Source organism: Arthrobacter sp. zg-Y1219 (assembly GCF_030125545.1).
In the GTDB taxonomy this organism is placed as follows: Bacteria; Actinomycetota; Actinomycetes; order Actinomycetales; family Micrococcaceae; genus Arthrobacter_B.
Genome location: NZ_JASKLY010000020.1, coordinates 137862 through 161470 on the forward strand (window position 1 = coordinate 137862; position 23609 = coordinate 161470).

Annotated in this window: 26 protein-coding genes, 1 other RNA gene and 1 riboswitch; of the genes, 17 read left to right on the forward strand and 10 right to left on the reverse strand. The window is 64.5% G+C overall.

What is annotated here, in order from left to right:
* Positions 1 to 4: 4 nt before the first annotated feature.
* The 3 genes from QNO00_RS15715 to QNO00_RS15725 are packed head-to-tail and all read right to left on the reverse strand — an operon-like array spanning position 5 to position 2507.
* Entirely contained in the window at positions 5 to 838 is an 834-nt protein-coding gene (locus tag QNO00_RS15715; protein WP_284025181.1) for an ABC transporter permease, read from the reverse strand.
* Entirely contained in the window at positions 835 to 1650 is an 816-nt protein-coding gene (locus tag QNO00_RS15720) for an ABC transporter ATP-binding protein (protein ID WP_284025182.1), read from the reverse strand. The genes QNO00_RS15715 and QNO00_RS15720 overlap by 4 nt, the downstream gene beginning before the upstream one ends.
* Positions 1647 to 2507 carry an alpha/beta fold hydrolase gene (locus QNO00_RS15725; protein WP_284025217.1) on the reverse strand — a complete coding sequence of 287 codons (861 nt, stop codon included), beginning with the start codon at positions 2505 to 2507 and terminating at the stop codon, positions 1647 to 1649. Before QNO00_RS15725 ends, QNO00_RS15720 begins: the two co-directional genes overlap by 4 nt.
* Before the next feature lie 305 nt (positions 2508 to 2812).
* On the opposite strand from QNO00_RS15725, the gene QNO00_RS15730 reads away from it, so the two are divergent.
* A complete protein-coding gene (locus tag QNO00_RS15730; protein WP_284025183.1) occupies positions 2813 to 4024 on the forward strand; it encodes an XdhC family protein in 1212 nt (403 codons plus the stop codon).
* Here the strand turns inward: QNO00_RS15730 and QNO00_RS15735 are convergent.
* Positions 3982 to 4479, reverse strand: a complete 498-nt coding sequence (locus QNO00_RS15735) for an HtaA domain-containing protein (RefSeq protein ID WP_284025184.1) — start codon at positions 4477 to 4479, stop codon at positions 3982 to 3984. The genes QNO00_RS15730 and QNO00_RS15735 overlap by 43 nt on opposite strands.
* 170 nt (positions 4480 to 4649) lie before the next feature.
* Here QNO00_RS15735 and QNO00_RS15740 point away from each other — a divergent pair, with 170 nt between their 5' ends.
* From QNO00_RS15740 to QNO00_RS15760, 5 genes are all read left to right on the forward strand, one after another.
* A complete protein-coding gene (locus tag QNO00_RS15740; protein WP_284025185.1) occupies positions 4650 to 5882 on the forward strand; it encodes a multidrug effflux MFS transporter in 1233 nt (410 codons plus the stop codon).
* A 103-nt stretch (positions 5883 to 5985) separates the two neighbouring features.
* Entirely contained in the window at positions 5986 to 6645 is a 660-nt protein-coding gene (locus tag QNO00_RS15745; RefSeq protein WP_284025186.1) for an alpha/beta hydrolase family protein, read from the forward strand.
* Positions 6646 to 6877: 232 nt separating this feature from the next.
* Entirely contained in the window at positions 6878 to 7513 is a 636-nt protein-coding gene (locus QNO00_RS15750) for a hypothetical protein (RefSeq protein WP_284025187.1), read from the forward strand.
* 113 nt (positions 7514 to 7626) lie between these two features.
* Positions 7627 to 9429, forward strand: coding sequence for a flavin-containing monooxygenase (locus QNO00_RS15755; protein WP_284025188.1), 1803 nt, complete (start codon positions 7627 to 7629; stop codon positions 9427 to 9429).
* Between the two features lie 74 nt (positions 9430 to 9503).
* Positions 9504 to 10310, forward strand: a complete 807-nt coding sequence (locus tag QNO00_RS15760; RefSeq protein WP_284025189.1) for a hypothetical protein — start codon at positions 9504 to 9506, stop codon at positions 10308 to 10310.
* A gap of 40 nt (positions 10311 to 10350) precedes the next feature.
* On the opposite strand, the gene QNO00_RS15765 is transcribed toward QNO00_RS15760, so the two are convergent.
* A complete protein-coding gene (locus QNO00_RS15765; RefSeq protein ID WP_284025190.1) occupies positions 10351 to 10599 on the reverse strand; it encodes a hypothetical protein in 249 nt (82 codons plus the stop codon).
* Positions 10600 to 10727: 128 nt separating this feature from the next.
* Here QNO00_RS15765 and galT point away from each other — a divergent pair, with 128 nt between their 5' ends.
* The gene (gene galT, locus QNO00_RS15770) at positions 10728 to 11870 is read left to right on the forward strand and encodes a galactose-1-phosphate uridylyltransferase (protein WP_284025191.1); all 1143 of its coding nucleotides are present in this window, start codon (positions 10728 to 10730) and stop codon (positions 11868 to 11870) included.
* A complete protein-coding gene (gene galK, locus QNO00_RS15775; protein WP_284025192.1) occupies positions 11867 to 13024 on the forward strand; it encodes a galactokinase in 1158 nt (385 codons plus the stop codon). The genes galT and galK overlap by 4 nt, the downstream gene beginning before the upstream one ends.
* Here the strand turns inward: galK and QNO00_RS15780 are convergent.
* Complete coding sequence (locus tag QNO00_RS15780; RefSeq protein ID WP_284025193.1) at positions 13021 to 13857, reverse strand: ABC transporter substrate-binding protein; 837 nt, start codon at positions 13855 to 13857, stop codon at positions 13021 to 13023. The two genes, galK and QNO00_RS15780, sit on opposite strands and share 4 nt — an antisense overlap.
* Positions 13858 to 14138: 281 nt before the next feature.
* Entirely contained in the window at positions 14139 to 14630 is a 492-nt protein-coding gene (locus QNO00_RS15785; RefSeq protein ID WP_284025194.1) for a hypothetical protein, read from the reverse strand.
* A 79-nt stretch (positions 14631 to 14709) separates the two neighbouring features.
* Between QNO00_RS15785 and QNO00_RS15790 the strand changes: the two genes are divergently transcribed.
* A complete protein-coding gene (locus QNO00_RS15790) occupies positions 14710 to 15066 on the forward strand; it encodes a nuclear transport factor 2 family protein (RefSeq protein ID WP_284025195.1) in 357 nt (118 codons plus the stop codon).
* A gap of 105 nt (positions 15067 to 15171) precedes the next feature.
* Here QNO00_RS15790 and ssrA read toward each other — a convergent pair.
* Positions 15172 to 15541, reverse strand: a transfer-messenger RNA (tmRNA) gene (ssrA, locus tag QNO00_RS15795).
* Positions 15542 to 15681: 140 nt separating this feature from the next.
* Between ssrA and QNO00_RS15800 the strand changes: the two genes are divergently transcribed.
* Positions 15682 to 16434, forward strand: a complete 753-nt coding sequence (locus QNO00_RS15800; protein WP_284025196.1) for a nucleoside/nucleotide kinase family protein — start codon at positions 15682 to 15684, stop codon at positions 16432 to 16434.
* Between the two features lie 59 nt (positions 16435 to 16493).
* Entirely contained in the window at positions 16494 to 16877 is a 384-nt protein-coding gene (locus QNO00_RS15805) for a VOC family protein (RefSeq protein WP_284025197.1), read from the forward strand.
* A 105-nt stretch (positions 16878 to 16982) separates the two neighbouring features.
* On the opposite strand, the gene QNO00_RS15810 is transcribed toward QNO00_RS15805, so the two are convergent.
* On the reverse strand, positions 16983 to 17282 hold the full coding sequence (locus QNO00_RS15810; protein ID WP_284025198.1) for a hypothetical protein: 300 nt from the start codon (positions 17280 to 17282) through the stop codon (positions 16983 to 16985).
* A 185-nt stretch (positions 17283 to 17467) separates the two neighbouring features.
* Here QNO00_RS15810 and QNO00_RS15815 point away from each other — a divergent pair, with 185 nt between their 5' ends.
* From QNO00_RS15815 to QNO00_RS15825, 3 genes are all read left to right on the forward strand, one after another.
* Entirely contained in the window at positions 17468 to 18409 is a 942-nt protein-coding gene (locus tag QNO00_RS15815) for an SMP-30/gluconolactonase/LRE family protein (protein ID WP_349643497.1), read from the forward strand.
* 733 nt (positions 18410 to 19142) lie between these two features.
* Complete coding sequence (locus tag QNO00_RS15820; protein WP_284025199.1) at positions 19143 to 19340, forward strand: Ltp family lipoprotein; 198 nt, start codon at positions 19143 to 19145, stop codon at positions 19338 to 19340.
* 45 nt (positions 19341 to 19385) lie between these two features.
* Complete coding sequence (locus QNO00_RS15825) at positions 19386 to 19754, forward strand: hypothetical protein (RefSeq protein ID WP_284025200.1); 369 nt, start codon at positions 19386 to 19388, stop codon at positions 19752 to 19754.
* Positions 19755 to 20681: 927 nt separating this feature from the next.
* On the opposite strand, the gene QNO00_RS15830 is transcribed toward QNO00_RS15825, so the two are convergent.
* Complete coding sequence (locus QNO00_RS15830) at positions 20682 to 21026, reverse strand: antibiotic biosynthesis monooxygenase family protein (protein ID WP_284025201.1); 345 nt, start codon at positions 21024 to 21026, stop codon at positions 20682 to 20684.
* 114 nt (positions 21027 to 21140) lie between these two features.
* Positions 21141 to 21205, forward strand: a riboswitch (guanidine-III (ykkC-III) riboswitch).
* Between the two features lie 10 nt (positions 21206 to 21215).
* Between QNO00_RS15830 and QNO00_RS15835 the strand changes: the two genes are divergently transcribed.
* The 3 genes from QNO00_RS15835 to QNO00_RS15845 all read left to right on the forward strand — a co-directional run bounded on the left by QNO00_RS15835 (position 21216) and on the right by QNO00_RS15845 (position 23513).
* Entirely contained in the window at positions 21216 to 21530 is a 315-nt protein-coding gene (locus QNO00_RS15835; RefSeq protein ID WP_229966263.1) for a DMT family transporter, read from the forward strand.
* Positions 21531 to 21532: 2 nt separating this feature from the next.
* Complete coding sequence (locus QNO00_RS15840; protein ID WP_284025202.1) at positions 21533 to 21919, forward strand: DMT family transporter; 387 nt, start codon at positions 21533 to 21535, stop codon at positions 21917 to 21919.
* 127 nt (positions 21920 to 22046) lie between these two features.
* Positions 22047 to 23513: an amino acid permease gene (locus tag QNO00_RS15845; RefSeq protein WP_284025203.1), complete on the forward strand. Its 1467-nt coding sequence runs from the start codon at positions 22047 to 22049 to the stop codon at positions 23511 to 23513.
* The last annotated feature ends 96 nt before the right edge of the window (positions 23514 to 23609 follow it).

The following is a 23609-nucleotide window of genomic DNA, read 5'->3' on the forward strand; positions in this document are numbered from 1 at the left end:
TGTCTCAGTGTCGCTTCCAGGGCATCAGGAGCCGCTCCAACAGGGCGAACAGCCCTGCAAACCCGAACCCGAAGAGGGCAGTGACCACCAGTCCCACATACATCTGCTCCACTTTGAATACCTGCCAGCTATTCCAGATCAAGTAACCGATTCCGCTGGATGCCCCGGTAAATTCGACAGCGACGATCACCAGCAGCGCCACGTTCATGCCAAGTTTCAGCCCGGAAAGGATAAAGGGAAGCGCCCCGGGCAGCGCAATATCGAAAAACATCATTCTGGTGCCCGCGCCGAAGCTGGACCCTACCTCCAGCTGCGTGCGGTCGATCGCCCGGACCCCAGCGGCCGTATTGACCAGGACGATGAAGAAGACCGCCACCGCCAGCACCATATACTTCGATGCCTCTCCCAGTCCGAAGATCAGGATAAACAGGGGAAGTATCGCCAGCTTCGGAATTGGGAAGGTGGCGTTCACGAGGGGCTGGAGAATGGCCCTCACCACGGGTGAGAGGCCCATCGCCAGCCCCAGCAGGACTGCCGGAATCCCTCCGATCAGGAATCCGATCACTATCCGGGAGAGGCTGATCCCGATATGCCCCCACAGCTCGGCGCCGCCCAGGCCTTGGACCAGGGCAAGAAGCACACCGCTTGGCGGTGGGAAGAAGCGCGCGTCAACCACCCCACTGCGCGAACACAGCTCCCAGAGCAGCAGGAGCACAACGGGAGAGGCGATGGAAAGCGTCAGCCCGGTTGAACGGCGCAGCTCCCGTCGCTGGGTTTTCAATTCAGGTACATGGGTGGCCGAGGCCTCGACTTGCCCGATCGGGCTGGTCACCTTCATGCTTGATCTCCCTCGGGCTGTCGAAGCTGATTCCAGATTCGCCCGAACATCGCGCCGTACCTTCCATCGGTCCTGACTGCGGCGACCTGGCGGGGACGGGGAAAAACGGAACGAACGTCGATGACGTCCTTGATGGTTCCGGGACGACCGCTCATTACGATGATCCGGTCTCCCAGAACGAGCGCCTCGTCAAGGGAATGAGTGACGTACAGGACCGTCTTGGAGGTTTCCTGCCAGATCCGCAGCAGCAGCTCCTGCAACACGAGTTTTGTCTGCTCGTCCAGTGCGGCAAACGGTTCATCCATCAGCAGCATTTGGGCATCGGTCGCGAAGGCCCTCGCTACGGAGACTCGCTGGCGCATACCGCCGGAGAGTTGATGCGGGTACGCGTCGGCAAATGGAGCCAGGCCAACCCGCTCGATGTACTCGACGGCTATGCGCTGGCGTTCCTTTCTCCCCATACCGCTGGCCTTCAATCCGAAGGCCACGTTCTCCCGTACCTTCATCCACGGGAACACACCGTGTTCCTGGAAAACCATGGCACTGTCCGGACGCTGCACAGCGTCGGAGTCCGGGTGAATGAGTATGCGGCCGCCATTGAATTCTTCGAGGCCCGCCAGCACCCGCAGCAGCGTTGTCTTGCCGCAGCCGGATGGACCCACGATCACAAGGAATTCACCCCTCCGGATCGTCAGGTCGATCCCGTCCAGCGCTGTGATCTTGCGCCTGCCCAGGTCGAACTCAACCCTGAGTCCTTCCACCTGGACCTTTGTGTCGGGCTGCGTGTCTGATTCAAACCCAATATGGGTCATCCGCGTGCTCCTTCGGGTGTTGCTTGGCTCAGGCCCTCAAGCAGGGCTTCGTTGAACTGCACCGGGCATTCCCAGTAGGGCGAGTGCCCTGCCTCAGCGATAACCCGCAGAGTTGCGCCCGGAACTCCTGCTGCCAGCCGACGGTAGGCCGGCGGGGTCACGTATGGATCGGCGCCCCCGGCTATGAGGTGGACGGACACGCCTTTGCCTTCCGGCCCACCCGACCGGGCCAGCACAGCCAGATCCGACAGCCGGATTTTTGCCCCGCCGGCTCGGCGGAACCCTTCCGCCCTGGCCGGAAGGGCAATATGCTCGGGCACCGCTCTGCGTCCTCCTGCCGGACCTGCCGCTTCCGCCCTGCCCCTGTCTGCAATCAAACTGCGCCAATCCGCGGTACCTGTCGGATTCTCACCGCGGTAGACGGGTCCCAACTCCCGGAGATATGCCGGCAGGGCCAGGAACTCCGGTGGCAGAAGCGTGCTGGTGCCCGCCGGATACAGGACCTCTGCGATCCCTGCCAGAGAGCAGACGAGCGTCAGCGATGCGACGCCATCCGGATGTGCCAATGCATACTCGACGGCCGTCCGTCCGCCGGCGGCCGCTCCCACCAGGTGGACCGGCTGATCCACACCCCTGGCACTGAGCAACAACCGCAGCAAACCGCTGTCCTCGGGTGGCGCACTTCCCGGTTCTGCAAGCGGAGAGTTTCCGCACCCCGGCCGATCGTAGGCCAAGAAACGGAATCCACGCGCAACCATTGGGTCGATCTGGTGGCGGAATGTCCGCGAATGGCCGACACCGGAATGAAGGAAGATCGCAGTGCCGGCACTTTCGGCTCCCCTCTCCCCGGTGTCCATCAACCACAGCGTGCAGCCGGTCGCCAGGTTTTCCCAGGCACCCGATTCGAAGTTGTCGGAAGCTGTTGCTCCGCTTTCGGGCGTTATACGGTCTGAAACTCTCACCGGCTAGTGGTCCTTCCAAGGCTGCAGAAATGTGAGACCCACCATACATACATACGCACAAGTTTGATAGTGTTTGTTCGGACCGCCACAGGGGCACGCCCCGCACTATCGACGCCATGCCGGGCACGATGCAGGGCTGATGGAATGTGATGCTTGCACATCACCGCCCCCGCCGCTTTGACTGACGGATTGGAAGACCAGTGCTGAACATTCTCGACCAACTGATTCAGCGCTGGCGGGCGGATGAGGCCGTGGCGGTGTCCACGGTAATCCACACCAGCAACTCCGCCCCCTTACCTTCCGGGTCTTCCCAAATGGTGACCGTGGACGGTGAAGTTTTCGGTTCCGTCTCCGGCGGCTGCGTGGAGGGGGCGGTGTACGAGGAGAATACTGCCGTTTTGAGAGGGGAGCCCCCGGCCGTCCGATCCTATGGATTCAGCGATGCCGATGCATGGTCCGCCGGCTTGACATGCGGCGGCACCCTGGAAGTCTTCAGCGAACAGATCGACCAGCAGTCCCTTCCTTGGCTGGAGGAAATCTTCCAATCATATCTGGCAGGCCGCCCCCTAGCGCTTGCGACGGTCCTCGCCGGCCCGGCGGGCAGCCCGCCGCCCGGAGCGAAGCTCCTGATTCGACGAGATTCAATTGCCGGTTCATTGAATTGCCCCACCCTGGATGAGCGGGTGACAGTGATGTCCCGGGAGCTTATGGCGGAGAGAGCGCACGGGATCCTGTGCCTTTCGGATTCCGCAGGCAACCTTAGGGAACCTGTGCGGGTATTTGTTGAGACCTTTCTGCCCCGGCCCCGGCTCCTGGTATTCGGGGCCGTCGATTTCAGTTCAGCCCTGGCAGAAGCTGGCTCCTTCCTCGGATACCGGGTCACAGTGTGCGATGCCCGCCCGGTATTTGCGACACAGGAGCGCTTCCCCAGCGCCGATGAAGTGGTTTCCCGGTGGCCGCACGAATATTTGGCCGAGCAGCTTGGCGAAGGACTGCTCGACGACCGAACCGCCATCTGTGTGCTTACCCACGATGCAAAATTTGATGTCCCACTACTTGAGGTGGCCCTCCAATCGGCATTCTCGGGGTATGTGGGTGCAATGGGTTCCCGGCGAACACATGAGGACCGAATGGACAGGCTCCGGGCAAGGGGCCTGGGTACAACAGCGCTTTCCCGGTTACATAGTCCGATTGGGCTGGATCTCGGTGGCCGAACGCCGCAGGAGACAGCGGTGTCGATCGTCGCGGAAATCCTGGCCTTCAACCACGGCCGCTCTGCCGCCCCACTGGGCAGCGGGGCCGGCACCATCCATGCTGCAGCTCCGCGCGGTCTAGATGAGCGGGACCGCACATCGGAGTGCGGTCCCGGCTACGGCAGTCCGATTCTGACGAGCACAGGATCCATTTCCTGACCCTCCGGATACTGGCCATTGAACAGGGGCGCACCCTCAGCCGTGAGGAGGACCCGCCCAGCCGACCACAACAGATCAGCGCCCGATCGCTCGAACATTCCCTCATGCAGGACTGCAAGCGCAAAACGGGTCCCGTCGCCGGAAACGACGGTGAGAACTGCACCGTCCGGCCCAAGCTCAAGCCGTGGGTCCTGGAGACTAATGGACATCATGCCGAAGTGACCGCGAATGGCGGCGACTCCTTCAAAAGCCAAAACTCCATATCCGGTGCCAGCATTCAGGGTGCTCCCTGCCGGGCGGAAACTGAAGTAACCGTTACCCAACGCTCCAGCCCCGTCGCCGACAGATACTTCTACGTCTGGCACGGAGAAAATATAGCGAATGAAGCTGCGCTTCACGCCCCAGGTCAAGCCGAAGGGCGGTAGACCACCGGCCGATTCGGTGCCATTAACCATTCGGAGTCCTCCATTTTCACAACGAGCTTGTTCACGCAGGGCACCACTGCGATGACCCACTGCTAAGAATCGCATAAGTTTGCTAGTGTGTGCCACGCAACACGGTTCGTCCGTTATCGCAGCCGAATTTCCCGGACGCGCGGGCTGCCCCTAAATCTCTGAGGAGCCGGATGAATAGTGGACCCCAAGACCTGACCAGCCGGATTTCGGAGCGACCTGGTGGTTCCCCGCCTAAGGCGCAGCGGACTAGCCTGTTGCTGCTGGGATTACTAACAGCATTTGGTCCCTTGTCGCTGGACTTCTACCTTCCCGCCTTGCCTGTTATGACGGCTGAGCTGGGGACAACGGATGCTGTGGCTCAGCTAACCATTTCAGCGTGCCTGATCGGGCTCGCGCTCGGCCAAGTAGTCGCCGGGCCGTTGAGCGACCGGCACGGCCGCAAAGTGCCACTGGCCATCGGGCTGTCAGCCTACGTTGTGCTATCGATCGCCTGTGCTGCAGCACCCGGGATTGAGGCCCTGGTGGCGTTTCGCCTTGTACAGGGCATGGCGGGGGGATCAAGCATCGTGATTGCCCGGGCAATGGTGCGGGATACCTACGGTGCAGAGGGGTCGGCGCGGGCCTTCTCCCTGCTCGTCATGGCTGCTGGAGTGGCCCCCATAGTGTCACCGGTCCTCGGCGGCCAATTGCTGCTCTTTGCCTCCTGGCGGGGGCTCTTCGCCGCCCTGGCAGTTCTCGTCAGCGTGCTGTTGATCGCAGTTCTTTTGCGGGCACACGAATCCCTCCCCCGCGAAAGCCGGCATTCGGGAGGGTTCTTGAGATGGCTCGAACAGCTTCGCTTCGTGACCCGTGATCCCGTTTTTATTTCAGCAGCCGCTGTACAGTGCCTAATGGGCGCCGGCATGTTCACGTTTATTGGAATGAGTGCTTTTGTTTTCCAGCGCCACTATGGCTTCGACGCCCAGGCGTACGGCTATATGTTCGGCGTCATCTCGCTCGGCATCGTCACATTCAGCAGAATCAACGCTTGGGCCGTCGCGCGGTGCGGTGCGGTGGCGCTCGTGGGCTGGGGCATCGCAGCAGCCATCACAGGGACTCTCTCCCTGCTGGCGGCCGTACTTTTCGAAGCCCCGTCCCCTGTCGTCGTGGGCTGCCTGTTCCTCAGCATTGCCAGTGGTGGACTGATCAGCCCCAACTGTCACGCACTGGCTCTGAGCAACCAAGGTTTGCGCTCCGGGACAGCATCCGGATTGCTTGGGCTTATGCAGTTCGGTCTGGGAGCGGCGATGGGTCCATTGATGTCTCTCGCAGGAGCAACAGCGCTTTCCATGGCTTCTGCCATGTTAACGACGACCGCGCTTATGCTGGTCCCTTACCTGTTCGCACTCAGGCGCGTCCGGTAGCTTCAGTGGCTGTCGGGAGAGCCCTCTGGCCAACCCGTCATTGCACCTCACCGGGAGTAGGGCAATTGTTGCAAAGCGTGTGAAGAATCGTAAATTGAAGAACATGCCCATCGAGCACGAACAGTTCGCCATCCCCACCGGTGACACCGAGGTCTCAGCCGCCTTCGCCGCACCGGCCACCGCAACTGCGGCCGTCGTCGTCGCGCACGGAGCCGGCGCGGGCATGGACCATCCGTTCCTGACCGGTTTCACCGATGCCCTGAACGACGGCGGCATCGCGACCCTGCGTTTCAACTTTCCCTACCGCGAGGCCGGACGGAAGTTTCCGGACCGGCCGCCGGCCGCCATCGCAGCCTGGCGCGCTGCCATGGCGGCAGCGGCCTCACGCACCGCCGGACTGCCGCTCTGGTCCTGTGGAAAGTCCTTCGGCGGGCGCATGGCCTCCATGGCCGCCGCGGAGGGAATGCCTACGGCGGGACTGCTCTTCCTGGGCTACCCGCTGCATCCGCCGGGCAAGCCGGAGAAAATGCGCGACGAACATCTGTACGGGCTGACGCTGCCGATGCTGTTCCTGCAGGGCACCCGGGACACCTTCGCGCTGCCCGGCGAACTGGAACCGGTGGCCGAGCGGATCGGGCCAAACGCCCGCATTGAGTGGATCGACGGCGGGAACCACTCATTCGAGGTGCGCGGAAACAAGCGGGCACCTGAAGTCATCGGGGCCGGAATGGCCGCGTACGTCTCGGAATTCATTCGGGCCTGACTCCGTCAACTCCCGGAACGGATGAAGTAGCGGCCGTTCAGCCAGGCTGCGATGCTGAAGACATGCCCAGTACTCATGTCCTCTTGCCGCCCTGTGACCGAGATCGCCGATTCTGCTTGCTGAGTGACAGCGACGGTCAGAGATGACAATTCATTCCGCTGCCAGCGCCCCGGAGCCGAACGACGACGCTGCACGTCAAGCCACCGAATTTGAGTCCTTGGATCGAGCGTTCGTGGAGGACATATACAAGACAGTGGTGAAAGGAATTGCGCGTGAGATGGTTCTCAGCGGCGAGGCTGACCCGCAGAAACTAACAGTCGACGAGCTTAGGCAGCTAGCCGAGAAAGAGCTCTTCCGCCGACGCGGAGCCGGCGAACTCGACTTAGTAATGACCGTCGACCACAGCCAGTCCATTCTGGAGGACGCCCGCCGCTTCGCTGCGGATGGCAAGCGTGAGTATGCCTTTGTCTTTTACGCCCTGTTTGTCGAACACATACTGAACCGGGCGGTCCTTGACCGCACCGTTGAGCTCAGGCTCGCGAAAGACGAGTCCATCTCGCTCATGAGAAAGTCCATGAATGATAAAACCGGGGTCATCTGGCATCTGCTGTTTAGGGAGCAATTCCCTGAGGAACTGAGCCGCTCCATTCGTCTGCTTGCAGAACGAAGAAACGCATTCATGCACTACAAATGGGGTCCGGATCCCGAAGGGGACATGTCGCCGGAATCTCTGCGGTCAAGCCACGAATCGGCCTTGCAAGCAGCAGAGGAGACGGCAGTTGGTGTTGAGGCTTACGTTGATCAGCTCATCTTTGCCGCCCCTCACATTTCCGGGTGGCTCAGCAGCAACCCGGAGGCACCCTACTAGCGGCAACCCTGCTTTGGGAGCAGACGCTCCGCCCTTCCGCGCCGGGGCCGGGCCGTGTTTACTGGAGCTCCGCAACCGGTGATGGTTGCTTCCGGACCCACATAGGAGTGGATATGGCTGAAACGTCGCAGGCCCTGCTGGATCAGTCAGTCGAAAATTGGCTGAGGAACCTCGACGCCGCGTTGAAAACCCGGAACGCCGCGGCCGCGGCCGAACTTTTCGCAGAAGACGGCCTCTGGCGGGATTTCGTCTCCTTCACCTGGAACCTGAAAACACTCGAAGGACGCGAACAGATCGCCGGCATGCTCAATGCCGTTCTCGAGGAGACTGATCCTGGCGCCTGGGCACTGGCAGAACCCGCAACCGGAACTCCGGAGCTGACTGAAGCTTGGATCACCTTCGAAACCGGGGCGGCAACCGGGTGGGGCCACCTGCGGCTGCGGGACGGCAAAGCGTGGACCCTGCTCACCACCATGCAGGAGCTCAAGGGATACGAGGAGCCGACGGGCGCCCGCCGCCCCAAGGGAGTGGAACACACCATTCGCCGCGGACGTCAGTCATGGCTGGAGGAAAAGGCCGAGCACAACGCCAGGCTGGGCCGCGAGGAACAGCCGTACTGCGTTATTGTCGGCGGCGGCCAGGGCGGAATCGGGCTGGCCGCCAGGCTGCGGCGCCTGAACGTCCCCACCATCGTCATCGAACGAAATGACCGGGCCGGCGACTCCTGGCGCAACCGCTACAAATCCCTCGCCCTGCATGACCCGGTCTGGTATGACCACCTGCCCTACCTGAAGTTCCCCGACGACTGGCCGGTTTTCGCGCCCAAGGACAAGATTGGGGATTGGCTGGAGCATTACACCGCCATCATGGAACTGGACTACTGGTCCGGAACCGAATGCCTGAAGGCACGGTTCGATGACGACAGCGGAACATGGGAACTGAAAGTCCGGCGCCGCGGCGAGGACATCACGCTCCGGCCGCAGCAATTGGTCTTTGCGCTCGGCGTCTCCGGTTATCCCAATACCCCGGAGTTCGACGGCGCCAAGGCCTTTCTGGGCGAGCAGTACCATTCCTCGCAGTACCCGGGCGGCGGGGACCAGTCGGGCCGCAAGGCGCTGGTTATCGGCTCCAACAATTCCGCCCACGACATCGCGGCCGATCTTTGGGAGCACGGCGCCGATGTCACCATGGTCCAGCGGTCCTCAACCCATGTGGTGCGCAGCGACTCGCTCATGGAATTCGCCCTTGGCGGCCTCTATTCCGAGGCCGCGCTGGCTGCCGGCGTCACCACTGAAAAGGCGGACATGCTCTTCGCATCCCTCCCCTATCGGATCCTGCCGGAAGCGCAGATTCCCATTTATCAACAGATCGCCGAACACGACGCCGAGTACTACAACCAGCTCCGCGACGCCGGCTTCGATCTGGATTTTGGCGAGGACGGCTCAGGCCTGTTCCTGAAGTACCTGCGGCGCGGGTCCGGCTACTACATCGACGTCGGTGCCTCTCAGCTGCTCATCGACGGCCGGGTTAAGCTCCAGCGCGGGCAGGTGGCCAAGCTGACCGGCAACGGCGTGGTGCTGGACGACGGTTCGGAGCTGGACGCCGACGTGATTGTTTACGCCACCGGATACGGCTCCATGAACAACTGGCTGGCCGACCTGATTTCCCCAGAGGTCGCAGACCGGGTGGGAAGATGCTGGGGCTATGGCTCGGACACGATCAAGGATCCCGGCCCGTGGGAAGGGGAGCTGCGCAACATGTGGAAGCCGACCAACGTGGAGAACCTCTGGATCCATGGCGGCAACCTGCACCAAAGCAGGCATTACTCCATTTTCCTGGCCTTGCAGCTCAAAGCACGGATGGAAGGCCTGCCCACTCCGGTCTACGGACTGCAGCCGTCCCACCATCTACGCTGAGCCACCGGAATGAGCTGGCACGACGAATGCCCGCCCCCTGTGCCGGCAGGCCCGACGTTCGATAAGCTATCGGCATGCTGAAGAGACTGGCGAAGAAAGTCGCTGTGGCAGCACTGATTTTTACGGCCTTGGCCGCTGGCCTGGCCGCTGTCCTGGGTTATGGATTCCTGCAACTGCTTCAGACGGCAGTTTTCGGCGACGACGGCGACCCCTCGATCCTGTCGTTCGTCGCCGCCTTCATCACGCCGCCGCTGTTCATCGGTGCCGCGGTGCTGCTGGGCCTGGGAGTCCGGGCGCAGAGGCGCCGCACGCGGACCGCCCGGAACCGCCGCGATGATGCCGCGGCGCAGGCCGAGGCCTGGCGCCGGCTGTACCTACGCCGTGACGACCTGCTGGTGAAGTGGTCACGCTACGAAACCGACGTCTCGCTGATGATCGATTATCCGGTGATGACTGACTACTCCGACCCCGTCATCCGCGAGATCATCGTCGCCATGCAGGGCATTCGGGCGGCTGAGGCTGAAGCCCTGGACCTTGGCCGCGGCCGGGCTGAGAATTCGAAGCTCCGCCGTGCCGTGGACCGCTTCGAGGTAGCCTTCGTCACGGCTGAAAAGTACGCCCGGCGCTGCGGACAGTCGAAGCTCAGCGACTCCGAGCGCAGCAAGCTCGCCACTGCACGGCAAGCCCTGAACATCATCCTCGACGGAGCAGCCACACCGTCGGAGGTCGACGCCGCCTATCGCAGCCTGCGCGGCTCGCTGCGCGGAATCATCGACCTGCCGGACTCCGCCGTCGCCGATCTGGAAGCGCACACCAGGCAGGCCCTGGGCGTGCACCCGCACGGCTCAACGGCTGCTTCCGCCGCCAGCCGCGCGGCCTAACGGGTTCATCCAGCAGCGGGAACGCCGCGAGGGGATGCCGCTAGCTGCGTTCGTCGTCTTCCCTTTCGCGCGGATACTCATCCTCATCGCTGTTCGCTGCCCCGCCGTCGGCGTCCTGCTCCAACCTGTCGGCCTCGGACCCGTCAGGCCGCAGCGGATCTCCATGCGGTCGCACCGGGTCCTGAATCCCCGTGTCCTCCTGTGCCTCCGGGACAACGGAAGCCTGCTGCTCAAGGACATCGGCTTCATTCTGCGCCGCTGTTGCGGGACGGTCATTCGGAGTGGACATCGTTCTGCTCCTTTTGCTGGAGGGAATTCTTAAATTGTAAGCCTGCTTACCAGGTTGTCCGCAGGGCATGAGCGCAAACACCTTGGGATAGTCTGTGACTTCCGAGCGATCGGCAGACGAAGGAATCCATGACAGTCTCCACCAGTACGCGGCTCTCCGACGGCCGGGAACTCATCTACTTTGATGCTGCGGAGGACACCGCCCGCCGGCGGGCAGCCGCCCCGGCGGACCGCCGAGGACTGCCGGCCCGGCCGGACAACGGAACCGCCAGGTACGACGCCCTCACCGGAGAGTGGATCGCCGTCGCCGCGCACCGCCAGTCGCGCACCCACCTGCCGCCCGCCGACCAGTGCCCCCTGTGCCCGTCCTCGCCGTCGCGTGCTTCGGAGATCCCGGCCGAAGACTACGAGGTGGTGGTCTTCGAAAACCGTTTCCCCTCCTTCGGCCCGGAGCTGGGCGTCCTGCCGGACAACCCGTCCTGGGGCACGACGGCGCCGGCATACGGACGCTGCGAGGTGGTGGCCTTCGATTCGGCACACGAGGGCTCCTTCGGTTCGCTGTCCCCCGAGCGTGCCCGCACCGTCGTCGATGCCTGGGCCCACCGCACCGAGGCGCTGTCAGCGATGCAGGGCATCCGTCAGGTGTTCTGCTTTGAGAACCGCGGGGCGGATATCGGCGTCACCCTGCTGCATCCGCACGGACAGATTTACGCCTATCCGTTCATTCCGCCGCGCTCGGCAGTCATGGCGCAGCAGGCTGCCGCCTTTTTTGAAGCCTCGGGCGGTCGGCAGACCCTGGTGGGTGCGGCGTTGGAAGCGGAGCGGAGCTCCGGGGACCGGATGATCCTCGAGGGCCGGCATTTCAGTGCCTTTGTGCCGTTTGCCGCCCGGTGGCCGCTGGAGGTTCATTTGGTGCCGCACCGCCAGGTTGCCGACCTTGCCGATCTGCGGGACGACGAGCGGGATGACCTGACATCCGTCTACCTTGACCTGCTGGCCCGGGTCGACGGGCTGTATTCCACGCCCACCCCGTACATTGCGGCGTGGCATCAGGCGCCGCTGGACGCCCGGTTCCGCGCGGCGAGCCGCCTGCACCTGCAGCTCACCTCGCCGCGCCGGGCCGAGGACAAACTCAAGTTCCTGGCCGGCTCCGAGGCGGCCATGGGAGCTTTCATCAACGACACGATCCCCGAGCAGGTGGCCGCGAACCTGCGTGCCGCCGCTCCCGCTTGCGCCGGCACGGCGCAGGCCGCCGGAAAGGCCCTGGCATGACGCTTTCCGCCCCGGAATTGGTTACCGCTTTCACCAACCGTTTCGGTCGGGAGCCGGCGGGCGTCTGGTCCGCCCCCGGACGGGTCAACCTGATCGGTGAGCACACCGACTACAACGACGGGTTTGTGCTGCCTTTCGCCATTAACCGCTCGACGTCGGTGGCGGCGGCACCGCGCCGGGACCGCACCACGCAGGTGCATTCGGCGTTCAACGGCGGAAGCACTGTCAGCGCGAGCCTGGACGACTTGCAGGCGGGCAGCATCCAGGGCTGGGCGGCCTACCCGCTGGGCGTGCTGTGGGCGTTCGAGGACCACGGCGCCCGGGTTCCCGGCGTCGACCTGTATCTGGATTCGGATGTGCCGGTCGGTGCCGGGCTCTCCTCCTCGGCGGCCCTGGAGTGCGCCGTGGCCGTCATGGCCAACGAGCTCTCCGACGCCGGGCTGACCGGACCGGAGCTTGCCGCGCTGGGGCAGCGCGCCGAGAACCTGATGGTCGGCGCACCCACCGGCATCATGGACCAGTCCGCGTCCCTGCTCGGCGAGGAAGGGCACGCGGTTTTCCTGGACTGCCGGACCCGGGAAGCGCAGCTGGTGCCGCTGGATCTGGCCGGCAACGGCCTCACCCTGCTGGTGATCGACACCAAGGTCAGTCACGAGCATTCCACCGGCGGATACGCCGCCCGGCGGACTTCCTGCGAGCGCGGCGCCGAGGCCATGGGCGTCGCCGCGCTCCGCGACCTCTCCCTCGCTGACCTCCCTGCTGCCGCGGGCATTTTGGATGAGGAGACCTTCCGCCGCGTCCGGCACATAGTGACGGAGAACGACCGCGTCCTGGCCGCCGTCGACGTCCTGCGCGGGCAAGGCCCCGCCGGGCTCGGCGCCCTCCTCAACGAGAGCCATGCGTCCATGCGGGACGACTTTGAGATTTCCTGTCCGGAGCTGGACCTGGCCGTGGACACCGCGCTCAGCGCCGGTGCGCTGGGCGCCAGGATGACCGGCGGCGGCTTCGGCGGCTCGGCCATCGCGCTGGTCAACAGCGACGACGCCGACGCCGTCACCGCCGCGGTAACGGTGGCGTTCGCCGCGGCCGGCTACGCCGCACCGGCTGTCTTCACGGTCCTGCCCGCCGCCGGTGCCGGACGCGTGCAGGGCTAGGAGGCGTCCGGGCCGCCGGAAACGAAGAACGGGGCCAGGTCGCCGTAGGGGTTCACGGCCGTTTCGTCGTCGAACCCGTCGAACTGCTGGCGCAGGCCGATCACGGCGCGGGCACCTTCATCCGTGATGGTGGTGTCCCGGGCCATGCCCCAGGGGCCCAGTTCGGCGTCCAGCACCAGACGCGCGTCGGGCTTCGACAGTCCGCGCACATCGGCCACCACGTCCACGGCGTCGTTCCGGTGGGCCGGATCCAGCACCCAGGCCAGTGCCGCCTCGTAGCTTTCGCGGAAGCGCACGGCGACGTCCCGGTGTGCGGAGTACCAGTCCCCGTTCCAAGCGGCCACGGAACCCAGATAGGGCATGCCGAGTGCTGATTCATCGGCGAGCTGGTTCATCCCCTGTTCCCGTGCCAGCGCTTCGAGGCCGTCGCTCAGCAGCGTGGCCGAGGCGTAGCCGTCAGTCATGCGCCGGTAGCGTTCGGCCACCCCGCCCTGGCTGACCACCGTGTAGTCGGAGTCCCGGCGGAGGCCGGCCTTGTCCAGGATCGAGTACATGACGTACGCATAACCGCTGTCCCTGGCATCCACCGCCACCTCGCCGCCGTGGACGGCCTCCAGCGACGTAATCTCCGGCGGACTGACCGCCGTCAGTTCCATGCCCAGGTCCAGGGCAAAATCGGCCATAACGTACAGCGGGCTGCCGTAGTCGTTGGAGGCGTTGCAGCGGTAATTGACCACGTTGTCCCAGGCGGTCTGCAGGACCTCGTAGTGTCCCGCGGCGAAGTCCCGAAACTGCTGGTCCGAGGACTGCACCTGTTCGTACACTACGTGCACGTCGTTGTCCCTGAAGAATCCCTTTTTCTCTCCCGCTGCCAATGCGGGAGAAAGTGAAAAGACTCCCATCCTCAGGGGATTCGAGCTGCTCCCTGGCTGTGACATCTCAGGTCCTTTGATCGCTCGGAGTTAACCCCCACAACCAGCCTAGGGAGCCGGGCCTGGTTGCGAAAGGATGCATCGCTAACGGGCGCCGCCGGCCCTTGCACGGGCCCGGTAGCCTGCGGCTATGCATCTAAAACGCCGCGCCGCCCTGCTTGCGGGATACGGGATAACCGGGGTCAGTGGCTGGCGGTTCCCCGCCTGGATTCCAGCAGCGGTGGTATCCAGGCATCGCACAACGATCCGGTCACCCACGAATACACCGTTTTATGCACGACATCCACCACGGTTTCATCTGTCGGCCAGGAGGCCGGAGGAGCACCGACGCCCGTGGCATTTTCCAAGGTCTGATCCGTGGCCAGCCGCACCACGGTGTGGGTGCTGTTGGCCACCGGTCCGCGGATGCCGGTGACTGACCAGACACCCCGCAGCGCACCAAGCACCGCGCCGGTGCCCCAGTGCATGGCGTGATTCCACGCAGGCGGGCGGGCGTCGTCGTCGGGCTTTTGGCCCAGCAGCGTCAGCAGCGTGCGTGCCGGCACATACGAATTGGGCCGGGACGTGACCAGCTGCTCCACCTTTTCGCCGGCCGTCATCACCGCCACGCCTGCCAGCCCCGCCACTGTCCCCGTACCTGCCGCCTTGAGCAGCATGCGTCCGCGGCCTGCCATGGTTGACCTCCCCTGTCCGGTTTGGGCTGATTGGAATCCAGCGTAAGAGATCAGCGGCAGGATCGGGCACACTGAAAGCATGAGCGTGCACTCCAAGATTCAAACCGCCGAATTGGAACTTCTCGCCTCGATGACGCGGAGCAATGCAGAGCGGGTGGGAGAACTGCTGCATCCGGAGTTTGTGGAAGTTGGGCGTTCCGGGCGCAGGTGGACCCGCGGGGAAGTCATGACAGCCCTGAGCCTCGAGGAACGGCGTCCAACGCCGGAAGCGGATGAATGGGACTTCACGGACCTCGGCCCGGACCTCGTTCTTGTCACCTACCGGCTGCGCGCGGGCACCCGCCAAAGCCGGCACGCGTCGGTGTGGGACACGTCGGCCTCTGCGCTCCGGCTGCGCTACCACCAGGGAACAGTGATTCCGCTGGAGTTCCAGTAGGCCGGAGTCCGTCCGGCGAGTGCTCCGGCACGAACCCCAGGGCTGCGCAGAACGCCGAAGGCCCGCCCGGGTACGGGCAGGCCTTCGAATTCCGGCGGGTGCCGGTCGTGGAGATGGGGGGAATCGAACCCCCGTCCGATGTTGTGTTGAAAGGGCTTCTCCGGGCGCAGTCTGCGTCGGATTTTCTTGGCCCCAGCCGTCGTACAGACGTGCGGCTGATCCGGGCCCAGCCGTTAAGGAGTCCCGAACACGCCAACGGCGGGCATGTTCAGCAGTGGCCCTCTAAATGACGCCAGGATCCGGAGCGAGAGCAACTCCGGGCTGACGGACTGTGCCTTACTGCTTAGGCAGCAAGGGCGAAGTCAGTGCGCATAGGTTTGGCACTTATTTTTTGCAGAGAGCGTTTACGAGATAACTCTGCATCCTCGGCCCGCTTCCCCTGTCGCGGCAAACACCGTCGAAACCGATCATCCCCGTATTCAGTTGCCAAGCCCGTTCAATTTACAAGGCCGCCGTTCCCGGCGTCCACAGAGAATAACGCGCACCGCCCCGCGATGATTCCCGCTCCGGCCCAGGCATCTGCTGCTGCGGACCAATCTGCAGGACAATGTCCCAATGGACATCTCACGGCCCGCCGAGGATCCCGGAAACGCTGTCGGCACCAACACTGTCGGGACCGCCCCGCCGGAGCTGACCACCGCCGCCGAACTGATCAGCCGGGCGCGGACGCTGGCGGCCGGCGGCACCCGCCGGATCCTGGGCATCACCGGGGCGCCCGGAGCCGGCAAGTCCACGGTTGCCGCGCAGCTCGTGAAGGCGCTGGGACCGAACATCGCCGTCTTGGTGCCGATGGACGGGTTTCATCTGGCGAACAGCATCCTCAGAGACCTGGGCCGCCACGGGCGCAAAGGAGCGCCGGACACGTTCGACGACGGCGGCTACGCGGCACTGCTGCAGCGTCTGCGCTTCCAGCTGGCGGACGAACCGGTAATTTTTGCCCCTGATTTTCGGCGTGACCTGGAGGAATCGATCGGGTCTGCAATTTCCATTCCTCACACCGTTCCGCTGGTGGTCACGGAGGGCAACTATCTTCTGCTGCCCAACAGTTCCTGGCCCCGCGCCCGCGCGGCAATGGATGAGGTTTGGTATCTGGCGGCGGACGCCGCCGTCCGCCGGGAGCGCCTGATTCGCCGCCACGCACGGTTCGGCAAGTCACGGGCTGAGGCCCGCAAGTGGGCGTTGGGCAGCGACGAAGCCAACGCGCGCATCATCCGGCGCCACGCCCGCCGGGCCGACGTCGTCGTCCGGCTTGCCGACGCGGGCCGGGCCGCCGGCCACTCTTTTTCCGCTCCGCCAACGGGTGGATAATTTGGTTCCATCACTTCCCGGCCATCCCCCATCATTTCCCCGCCATCCCAGGAGCAGCCATGAAGAGCGAACTGAACCCGTACCTGTCCTTCCGGGACAGCGCTAAACCAGCCATGGAGTTCTACCAGTCGATCTTCGGCGGTGAGCTCAGCACCAACACGTTTGCCGAGTTCGACGCCGCCGAGGATCCGGCCGATCGGGACAAGATCATGCACTCGGTGTTGCGGACGCCCAGCGGGATGGTCCTCATGGCCGCTGACGTTCCCAGCAGCATGCCGCTGGGCGACAACAGCAGCTTCACGCTTTCGCTCAACGGGGACAACGAATCCGAACTGAGCGGCTATTGGGAGCGGCTGATCGAGGGCGGCAGCATCACTGAACCGCTGGAAGTGGCCCCGTGGGGCGACAGCTTTGGCATGTGCACTGACAGGTTCGGAGAGTGAACTGGATGGTCAACATCAGCGCCGGCGGGGACGAGAGCTGACGGACTGGCCCGCGGCGGCAGGCCGGTATCCCGCCGCCGCGAATGCCCGGACCCACGGCCTTTCCTAGCGGCGGCGTCCGAAAATGAGGGCGGCCGCGGCGGTAACGGCGGTGACGGTGTAGACGGCCGGCCAGGCGCCGAGCTTCTTGGCCAGCGGGTGGGACAACCCGAAGGCAGCCACGTAGCCGGTTGTCAGGGCCACAGCCGTGCCGGTTCCGGCGTCGCGCTTCCACATGGTGAAGGCTGCTGCGCCAGCGGCAGCCAGTACCGCTCCGCCAAGCTGGCGGTTGCCGGTGTCCCGGGCGGTCTTGTAACCGCCGATAAGGCCGGCGCTGGAAACGAGGGACGTCAGAAGTGCACTCACGGTTGATTTCTCCTAAAGGCTGGGGCACGAAGGTCGTGAACAAACACCACCCTATCCCCCGCGACGGACAGATCCGGACCGGTGGATCGGCGCGCAGAGCGCGAAGGAATGGCGCGCCCGGCAGCGTCTAAGCTGAGGCGAAGCTTCTCCTCTTCTTACGCCCACTTCCACCGCTAGGACTACGCATGACGATGACGCCGGGAACTCTGCTCGCTGATGATGCCACTCTGGAAAAGGTGGCCACCGGCGCCGCCTGGGCCGAGGGGCCGGTCTGGATTCCGGCCCGGTCGGCCGTGCGTTTCAGTGACATACCGGGAAACCGGGTTTTGGAATTCCGGGAAGCCACCGGCGTTCTGGAGGTCTATGCCTCCGACGCCGAGTTCCCCAACGGCCGCGCCCTGGACCTCGACGGCGCCGTCGTCCAGTGCTCGCACGGCCGGCGGGCGATTGAGCGGGACACCGGCACCTCGGACGGCGCCGTCCCTGCCGTGAGCACCCTGGTGGACTCGTACAACGGCCGGCGGCTGAATTCACCCAATGACGTGGTGGTGAAGTCCGACGGCACCATTTGGTTCACCGATCCGTCCTACGGAATCCAAAAGGAGAGCGAGGGCCACCTGGGCCGCGAGGAATACGGTGACCGCTATGTCTTCCGCTTCGATCCGTCCAGCGGCGAGCTGACGCCGGCAGTCGTTGACGTGGAGGTCCCCAACGGCTTGGCGTTTTCTCCCGACGAATCAGTCCTGTACGTCTCGGACACCTCGCGCGGCACACCGGCCATGGACGGCGGCGAGCGCCTGCACGGCCACGCCATTCATGCCTATGACGTCGTGGCGGGCCGCTTCGCCCGGAACGGAAGGATTTTTACCGAGGTGGATCCCGGCGTGCCGGACGGCTTCCGTGTGGACGTCCACGGAAATATCTGGACCTCTTCGCAGGATGCGGTGCGCGTTTACTCCCCGGACGGGGTCCAGATCCTGCGGATCCCGGTGCCGGAAACCGTCAGCAACCTCTGTTTCGGCGGCGACGACGGACGCACCCTGTACCTGACGGCTTCGACCAGCCTGTACCGGATCCGCACCCGGGTCACCGGTGCGGCCGCCGCACTTCGGGGCGGCAGCCGTTAGGGCCGCCGTTTAGGAGCAGCAGTTAGCTGAACCGTGCGGCGGCGGACACCGCGAGGTCGCGGGCTGCGGTGAAGCGTTTGGCCGTGCTGGCCCGGTCAGAAACCGTGCCGCGCGCACCATCCGGTTTCCCCGGCGGCGGCGACCGGCGTCGTAGGCATGCGGGGCGGAATCGACGTCGGACGCCTCCGCCAAGGCTCCCACCAGCACTATCGCGTCGAGCAGCGCCTCACAGGCACCCCCGCCCCAGGTTTGGCGCCATGCCGTGGGCGGCATCCCCCGGCAGCGCCGTCCTTCCGAAAACGTAGGAGGGCAAACGCGGTATGTCGAACAGCTCGCGGTAGTCCACCGGGTTCTCCGAGCCGATGCAGGCGGACCAGTTGGTGTTCCCGGTCCAGCAGGATGATGACGAACAGGCGCCCGGCCCCCCAGGTCTCCGTCACGCCGGCTGAGATTGATGGTCCCCGTCTGCCCTGATTGCGCTCTGCAGATCGTGATTGCCGAGGTACTGGCCGCCGAGGAACGGGACGCTGACGCCCTTGCAGACGCACTGATTGACTACAACATGGACGAATGGCTGGACGGTAAACTGGACTAGTCCGGCAGCAAGGAAGGAAAGCTACCTTGACGCGCAACACCAAGTACATCGCGGCGGCAGTGCTAGGCCCTGACTGGTTTGACGGCATGCATGCCCGCACCGACCGACTGCACGCCTGAACCAGCCCCCACCGTGACCGTGACCGCCAGGCCTAAGCCTACTGAGGAGCAGTCCCAGAAGGTCCCGGCAGGCCACCGCGCCGCTGCGGAGAAGGCCCAGCAGATGCTGGACGATCTGGCGTGGTCCCCGGCGAAAATCCGTGAAGAACTCATGGACATGTATGACTATGACTACACCGAGGCAGAGGCAGACTACGGCGTTTCGCAGCTGAAATAACCCCCCACCAACTACGCCCCCACTACACAGGAAGGACAAGCAACCATGAGCAAGAAGCAGCAGGCCCCCTACCCGCCGCAGCAGGGCTATCCCGCCCAGCCCTATGTGGACCCCGCAGCTATCGCCGCAGCAGTGGCACAGGGCCACGCAGCAGGCGCAGCGCAGCCGGTGCCAGGCCGCCGCACCCTGACCCGCACCGTGGCCCGCGTGGCGCTTTGCATCTTCCCGCTGATGGGATATGCCCTGGACATATCCCTGGGCGTCTGGGTGCAGCTGCTCTACCGCGCGATCACCAAGCAGCCCAAGGGCCGCCCCTTGTTCTGGCTCGGGAAGAAACTGACCATCAAGCCCCGCAAGGAGATTCCGCTCTATCAGGCCCAGAAGACCCGCTGGCGCGTGAACCTGAACGTCTAAGCCCCATAAGCCACCTGCCCGGTTTCCTGAGAGGAAGCGGCCCTAAACCTCTTGGCCGCTAGGGATACGCGGGTTCCGGGCAGGTTGGTGCTTTCCCCGGGTGGACCCCTCCCTCGAGGGCAGGTTGAAGCTGCGGGGGCCGTCCTCCCCCAGGCCGGACGCCGCCAGGGCGGGATGGCCAGCGGTGTCGTGAACTGCACGGTCTCCGGTTGAGTGCCCCGGGACATACCGTCACAGGCCCTTAGCAGTAGAACGCCGGCTGCTCCGGCCAGGACCTGCCGCCGGGTTGGAAGAAGGGCTGCACTGCATCTCGTCCTCCCCCTCAGCAGGCGCCGAACGGCCGCGGCCAGCAATCCCCACAGGCCGTTCATGATGAGGATTGGGACGACGGCGATCGGCATCGCCAGCGGCCCCTGCACAGTCCCGGTCAGAACCGTCGACACCACGGCGCTGAACGAAATGATGTGCAGGCCGTAGGCGAGACCGGCCAGCGTCAGGGTCAGGGCGAGCTGCCACTTCACGCCGGGCGGTGCTGTCAGCGATGTTGTTTTCGGGGATCTCTTTCATACTTCGACGCTATGAAACCGTCCTGATCCGGACATCGGGCGAGGGGCGTCACTTCTGTCGCCTGTGGATGACATCCGCGGTCGCTTTCCGGGGACCGTATTTCCCGCGAAGAGTTCCGAGCAGATGAGCGGGGCTGAACTACCTATCTCCTGCAGCGCTACATGCGCCTCATCGGTGCCCGCACGGTCAAGAACATCACCACCGTTACCGATGTGGTCACCATCCTCATCCGCGGATCAGAAAATGAGCGATACCGCCCGCAGCGGCGGCGTGCTCAATCTTCATGAGAATCCTCCGTCTGCTCCCGCCCCGTCGCCACCAGAGTGTCCCGCCGGGCGGGTATTCCTCAAGAGGAAGCGCTCACTCCGCGGTTCCGGTGCTGCCTCCGGCCGTCCGGTAGCTCCACAGCTCAGCACTCAAACCAACGGGCTTGGGCCGGGTCCCCGCCGAGTCACCGTCACCGGCTGCTGCTGCACCGTGTCCGTGCGCAAAGTTCTTGGACGACACCCAGTCCTGGAACGACTTCTCGTCACGCCAGCGCGTGACGACCAGCCAGGTGGTCCGTTCATCGGTGGGCTGCAGCAGTTCGAACCCCTCGAAGCCGTCCTGCCCGTCGACGGCGCCGGCCCGCGCCGCGAACCGGTGGGCGAGCTCGTCGCCGGAATCGGCGGGGACAGTGATTGCGTTGATCTTGATAATGGTCATGGGCCCATTATGCTCAATTTCCGAAATGCTCAGTTTTCGAAACACCATCAGCCGGACGTTTGGCGGGTGCCATGTGCCGGGTGCCGGGCCGCTCCGGATTTGCTACCGTGGGAGGCCAAGACCGGATGCCGGTCTCCGGACGACGGATCAGTACCCGGACAGCGACAAGACTGGCCAAAGGAATCTGTCATGGCATGGGTCATTCTTGTTCTCTCCGGCATGTTGGAAGCCGTCTGGGCGACGGCGCTGGGTAAGTCGGAGAACTTCCGCCGGCGCTGGCCAACGGTCATCTTCGGCGCCGGCATCATTTTGAGCATGGCCGGCCTCGCCTTCGCCATGCAGTCCATCCCGGTGGGAACCGCCTACGCCGTATGGGTGGGAATCGGCGCCGTCCTCACCGCCGCCTACGCCATGCTTTTCGGCGGCGAAAGAGCCACGGTGCTGAAGGTCCTGCTGTTGCTGGGCATCGTGGGCTGCGTTGTCGGCCTGAAGTTGGTGGCCTGATCATGCCGTGGATCATCCTGCTCCTCAGTGCCGTGCTGGAAGCCGTCTGGGCCACAGCACTGGACGCCTCCGCGGGGTTCACCCTGCTGGCGCCGTCGCTGATCTTTCTCGCCGCCGGCATTGCCTCCATGGTCGGTCTCTCCTACGCCATGAACTCCATTCCCATCTCCACGGCCTACGCCGTGTGGACCGGGCTGGGCGCAGTGCTTACGGTCGTGTACGCCATGGTGTCCGGCGGCGAGCAGCCGGGACTGCTGAAGATCCTTTTCCTCGCCGGAATCATCGGCTGCGTGGTGGGCCTGAAGTTCACGGATGCCCCGCCGGCGGCACGGGAGCCCGCCGGCTCCGACGGCGAAACACCCGCAGGGCCGTCCGAAACCGCTGAATAGCTGCTCCTGCGCGCCCGTCTTTCCGGCCGGTCTTTTCACTGGATTCCGACGGGACGATACTGCTCTGAGTGTCCGAATTTACGGTTTTCGGCGCCCGCGGTATCGGCTGCAACGATCGGAGCCTTCCATGGCCACGGCAGAAAGCTCATCTTCCTCATCCCTCTTCCGGCGCAAGCCCATCAACGAGGTGGACGATGAGAAATCCGGCAACAAACTCTTCAAGAGCCTTGGCCTGTTGCAGCTGACTGCCATCGGCGTCGGCGGCATCATCGGCGTCGGCATCTTCACCCTGGCCGGCCTGGTGGCCAACGGAGGCGGTGAGGCACCCGGCGCCGGGCCCGGTGTGCTCATTTCCTTCCTGATCGCCGGGCTGGCGAGCGCCGCAGCGGCACTCTCCTATGCGGAATTCGCCGGCCTGGTCCCGCGCGCCGGCTCCGCCTACACCTACGGCTACGTGGCCCTGGGCGAGATCATCGGCTGGTTCATCGGCTGGGACCTGCTGCTGGAATACACGGCCATTGTTGCGGTGGTGGCCATTGGCATCTCCGGCTACTTCACCGAGTTCATGGCCGGAATCAGCGTTGAGGTTCCGGCGTGGATGCAGGGCACCGGCGACACCGTCGAGGGCGGCCTGATCAACCTTCCCGCCCTGGTGGTGTGCCTTTTCATCACCTGGATCCTGAGCCGGGGAACCAAAACCTTCGGCCGGTTCGAACTCGTGGCCGTGGCCCTGAAAGTGCTGCTGATTCTCTTCATTATTGGCCTGGGGTTCTTTTTCGTGAACACCGAGAACTACGTGCCGTTCCTCCCCAACGGTTTTGGGGCGGTCTTCGCCGGAGCCGCAACGGTGTTCTTCGCGGTGTTCGGTTATGACGCCATGAGCACGGCGGCGGAGGAAGCCACTGACGGCAAGAAGCACATGCCCAAGGCGATCCTGCTGTCGCTGGCAGTGGCCATGGTGCTCTATGTCCTGGCCACACTGGTGCTGACCGGCATGCAGAATTACACCGAGATCAGCCCCACTGCGGGGTTCGCTTCGGCCTTCCAAACCGTCGGCCTGCCCGTCATTGCGACGGTCATTTCGGCGTTCGCTGTGCTGTCCATCCTGACCGTCATGCTCACCTTTCTGCTCGGAGTCACCCGGGTCTGGTTCTCCATGAGCCGCGACGGCCTGCTTCCGGGCTGGTTCTCAGTTACTGACCGGCACGGCACTCCGCAGCGGGTGACCTGGATCGCCGGCATCACGTCCGCCCTGCTGGCGGGGGTCTTCCCGATCCGCGCCGTGGCTGATCTGACGAACATCGGCATTCTCGCCGCATTTGTGGTGGTCTGCATCGCAGTCATCGCTCTGCGACGGCGCGAGCCGGATGCGCCCCGGGAGTTCCGCCTGCCGCTGATGCCGTGGATCCCGGCGTTCGGTGTCCTCTCCTCCGGATTCCTCATGCTGCAGCTGCACTGGGAAACCTGGCTGCGCTTCGGTGTCTGGCTCGTGATCGGCCTCCTCATCTACTGGTTCTACGGACGGCGTCATTCACTGCTGAACCCCTCCAGCCCGCGGCATGCCCAGCCGCCGTCGGCCCCGGAACCCGCCTAGCGCAGCCCGCGCCGCGGTCCCTTCGAACGACAGCCGCCTGCCGAGTCCTCCTTTTGGCCGACGACGGCGGTGGCCCCGACCTTTACTGTTGGTGCC

Bases quoted from the DNA above. Each gene is read 5' to 3' on its own strand.
- QNO00_RS15805 (WP_284025197.1), top strand. From the start codon at position 16,494: ATGAAGAGCGAACTGAACCCGTACCTGTCCTTCCGGGACAGCGCTAAA.
- QNO00_RS15735 (WP_284025184.1), bottom strand. From the start codon at position 4,479: ATGGTTAATGGCACCGAATCGGCCGGTGGTCTACCGCCCTTCGGCTTG.
- QNO00_RS15835 (WP_229966263.1), top strand. From the start codon at position 21,216: ATGGCATGGGTCATTCTTGTTCTCTCCGGCATGTTGGAAGCCGTCTGG.
- QNO00_RS15760 (WP_284025189.1), top strand. From the start codon at position 9,504: ATGCTGAAGAGACTGGCGAAGAAAGTCGCTGTGGCAGCACTGATTTTT.
- QNO00_RS15825 (WP_284025200.1), top strand. From the start codon at position 19,386: ATGAGCAAGAAGCAGCAGGCCCCCTACCCGCCGCAGCAGGGCTATCCC.
- galT (WP_284025191.1), top strand. From the start codon at position 10,728: ATGACAGTCTCCACCAGTACGCGGCTCTCCGACGGCCGGGAACTCATC.
- QNO00_RS15755 (WP_284025188.1), top strand. From the start codon at position 7,627: ATGGCTGAAACGTCGCAGGCCCTGCTGGATCAGTCAGTCGAAAATTGG.
- QNO00_RS15845 (WP_284025203.1), top strand. From the start codon at position 22,047: ATGGCCACGGCAGAAAGCTCATCTTCCTCATCCCTCTTCCGGCGCAAG.
- QNO00_RS15840 (WP_284025202.1), top strand. From the start codon at position 21,533: ATGCCGTGGATCATCCTGCTCCTCAGTGCCGTGCTGGAAGCCGTCTGG.
- QNO00_RS15790 (WP_284025195.1), top strand. From the start codon at position 14,710: ATGAGCGTGCACTCCAAGATTCAAACCGCCGAATTGGAACTTCTCGCC.
- QNO00_RS15830 (WP_284025201.1), bottom strand. From the start codon at position 21,026: ATGACCATTATCAAGATCAACGCAATCACTGTCCCCGCCGATTCCGGC.
- QNO00_RS15715 (WP_284025181.1), bottom strand. From the start codon at position 838: ATGAAGGTGACCAGCCCGATCGGGCAAGTCGAGGCCTCGGCCACCCAT.
- QNO00_RS15745 (WP_284025186.1), top strand. From the start codon at position 5,986: ATGCCCATCGAGCACGAACAGTTCGCCATCCCCACCGGTGACACCGAG.
- QNO00_RS15720 (WP_284025182.1), bottom strand. From the start codon at position 1,650: ATGACCCATATTGGGTTTGAATCAGACACGCAGCCCGACACAAAGGTC.
- QNO00_RS15725 (WP_284025217.1), bottom strand. From the start codon at position 2,507: ATGGACACCGGGGAGAGGGGAGCCGAAAGTGCCGGCACTGCGATCTTC.
- galK (WP_284025192.1), top strand. From the start codon at position 11,867: ATGACGCTTTCCGCCCCGGAATTGGTTACCGCTTTCACCAACCGTTTC.
- QNO00_RS15765 (WP_284025190.1), bottom strand. From the start codon at position 10,599: ATGTCCACTCCGAATGACCGTCCCGCAACAGCGGCGCAGAATGAAGCC.
- QNO00_RS15800 (WP_284025196.1), top strand. From the start codon at position 15,682: ATGGACATCTCACGGCCCGCCGAGGATCCCGGAAACGCTGTCGGCACC.
- QNO00_RS15815 (WP_349643497.1), top strand. From the start codon at position 17,468: ATGACGATGACGCCGGGAACTCTGCTCGCTGATGATGCCACTCTGGAA.
- QNO00_RS15785 (WP_284025194.1), bottom strand. From the start codon at position 14,630: ATGGCAGGCCGCGGACGCATGCTGCTCAAGGCGGCAGGTACGGGGACA.
- QNO00_RS15740 (WP_284025185.1), top strand. From the start codon at position 4,650: ATGAATAGTGGACCCCAAGACCTGACCAGCCGGATTTCGGAGCGACCT.